Raw genomic sequence first — 2,629 nt, 5'->3', positions numbered from 1 at the left:
TCCGTGACAACCTCAAGGAGATGTCCGCCACCCACAAGAGCCGCATGCAGCTGGTGTTGTGGACCGACGTCCCGCGCGCTGACTTCAACCGCGCCGCAGCGCCCTCCGATACCTGGGACAGCCCCCGTCTCGCCGACGTGAACGACATGCTGAAGTGGGCGGCTAAGAACAACGTTTTCGTCGTCAACGTCGACGAGGTGTTCAACGCCGAATCACCCATGCTCCTGCATGAGTTCTACAAGGCGGAAAGCGCGAAGCAGGCCGGCCCCGGGTATGCGGCGGCCAGTGACATCCTCCGTCTGGAGATCCTGTACCGCTTCGGCGGCGTATACATGGACGGCGACAACCTGTACAGGGATCCGTCGTCTTTGGCCCAAGTGGTCTCCTCCCGCGAGGGATACGCCATCGACGCCACACGCGATGGCGTTGGAAATTCCGTGCTGGCGATGCCCATGAACCATCCCTTCGCGGCTGTCTATCTCGACGAGATCAAGAATCGCTACAGCAAGAACCAGTACGACCTGTTGTTCTCATGGCGGTCCAAGAAGGAGAACTTCTTCAAGGGTTTGTACGGCACGGTCCGCCGGAACTCCGTGATGCAGAGGACCGGGCCGGACATGCTCGATGACTTGGCGGAGCGGATCGGAATCGATATCAGCGACTTCCCATGCCTGCCTGGAGTGATCGTCCGCAGCGACCACACCTGGCTTGACAAGCCGGCGCGTGCATCTCAAGGCGGCTCGGTGCCGCGTCGGCAGAGGACCCTGCCCACGGCACAGTTGCTGATCCAGTCCCTGGTGCGCGACCTGTACAACCGCGTCGGCGATCTGCACCTGACCGCTGCCGACCAGGCCGTGCACGGGCATCCGCAGCGGGACCTGCTGTGGGAAGCGGCCCTCGCGTTCATCGCGGAACAGCCCGGACTCGCCTCCAAGGTCAAGTCCGTCACTCTCTACCGCAACGACTTCTTCGGCGAGCAACATGTGCAACTGCCCCACGCGGCAGACGCGCTGCTGGACTTCACCACCCCGGCCGGCGAAGGCAACAACACCACCCAGTGGCTGGGCGAGCACCTGACCCCGGTCAGACTACGGACGCCGCTCCCGCCGGACACCCCGCGCCAGGCCCCCGGCGCGATGTAGGTACCCCAGGAGGGGGACACGTAACAGGCCTCGCCACTGCCTTCCGTCCGCAGCCGCGACACATGAGAACACCATGCCCAGACACGCGAAAAACCCATGACTTCCGACCCCTTCGACCTGGCTACATCGCCGTCAGAGACCGCACCGGCAAGGGACACTGACGCCATGCCCACAGACGGATACGCACTCGACGCCCAGGATCCCGAACTTGCCGACCGTCCGGGGTCTGCAAAGCGAGCGGTGTAACTGGGGTTGGTGTGGCTAGAGTCGGCCTGCGGTGAGGCGGCCGTCGAAGGCCAGGTCGAAGGCGTTCATGGCGCCCTTCCAGCGCATGGTCCAGCGTTTGCGGCCGGCGCCGGTCGGGTCAAGGCTCATGACGGCCATATAGACGCACTTGAGCGCGGTCGCTCCGTGGGGAAGTGCCAACCGGCCGACGCGTCGCGGTCCTGCCCGACCGCGAGAGGGCCACTCTGGAGTCCTGGCTGCGCGAACATCCTGGTGCCGAGATCGTGTGCCGCGACGGCTCGGCCACCTACGCCGAGGCCATCCGCCGCGCCCTGCCCGACGCGGCGCAGGTCAGCGACCGATGGCACCTCTGGCGCAACCTCTGCGACAAAGTCCAGCCCGAGGTCCGCGCGCACACCGGATGCTGGGCGACCATCAATCCGACGCGCCCCGGTGGAGTACGCGAGCAGACCACCCGCGAACGCTGGAACAAGATCCACGACCTCCTCGGCCAGGGCGTCGGCCTGCTCGACTGCTCCCGCCGCCTCGGAGTGGCCCTGAATACCGTCAAACGCTACGCCCGCATGCCCAAGCCCCCGGCCCTGCGCATCGCCCCCACCTACCGGCCCACCCTCGTCGACCCCTACCGCGACCATCTGCGCACCCGCCGCGCCGCCGAACCGGCAGTTCCTGTCACCCAACTACTGGGAGAGATAAGAGAGCTGGGCTACATCGGCAGCGCGAACCTCCTGGTCCGCTACCTCAACCAGGGCCGCGCCGAAGGCGACCGCCCCGTCACCACCCCCCGTCACGCCAGCCGCCTCCTGCTCACCGACCCCGAAAACCTGCGCCCGAAGGAAACGACACTGCTGGAGAAGATCGCCGCGGCCTGCCCGGAGATGACCGCACTCGCCGATCTCGTACGCGGCTTCGCCACCCTGCTGAAACCGGCCGAGGGCAACGACGCGAAACTCACCGAGTAGATCACAGCCGCCCGCGCCGTCGACCTACCCCACCTGCGCAGCTTCACCAACGGCCTGGAAATCGACCGGCCCGCCGTGAACGCCGGACTCACCTTGCCCTACCACAACGGCCGCACCGAAGGCGTCAACACCCGCACCAAGAAGATCATGAGACAGATGCACGGACGCGCCGGATTCGACCTCCTACCTGTTGACTGAACTACCCGAAGTGTTTTCCCAGTTCAGTGACCTGATTGCGGATTCTTCGTTGGTCTGTCCGTGGAGACCTCGAGAGACCTG

At 65.6% G+C, this 2,629-nt stretch carries 1 protein-coding gene and 2 pseudogenes; 2 read left to right on the top strand and 1 reads right to left on the bottom strand.

From position 1 onward, the window contains the following. Positions 1-1,142 (top strand): TcdA/TcdB catalytic glycosyltransferase domain-containing protein (locus ACI2L1_RS44620; protein WP_404745215.1); only part of this gene is annotated, 1,142 nt, incomplete at its 5' end. A 261-nt stretch (positions 1,143-1,403) separates the two neighbouring features. Here the strand turns inward: ACI2L1_RS44620 and ACI2L1_RS44615 are convergent. Further along, positions 1,404-1,585 (bottom strand): annotated as a pseudogene (locus tag ACI2L1_RS44615) (IS256 family transposase); the annotation flags it as partial. Between ACI2L1_RS44615 and ACI2L1_RS44610 the strand changes: the two are divergent. Beyond that, positions 1,559-2,548: pseudogene (locus ACI2L1_RS44610) on the top strand (ISL3 family transposase); the annotation flags it as partial. The pseudogenes ACI2L1_RS44615 and ACI2L1_RS44610 overlap by 27 nt on opposite strands. Positions 2,549-2,629 lie beyond the last annotated feature (81 nt).

The organism is Streptomyces sp. NPDC019531 (genome assembly GCF_044903305.1).
In the GTDB taxonomy this organism is placed as follows: domain Bacteria; phylum Actinomycetota; class Actinomycetes; order Streptomycetales; family Streptomycetaceae; genus Streptomyces.
Note: the sequence above shows the minus strand (reverse complement) of the source record. Positions and strands in the feature narration are given on the sequence as shown.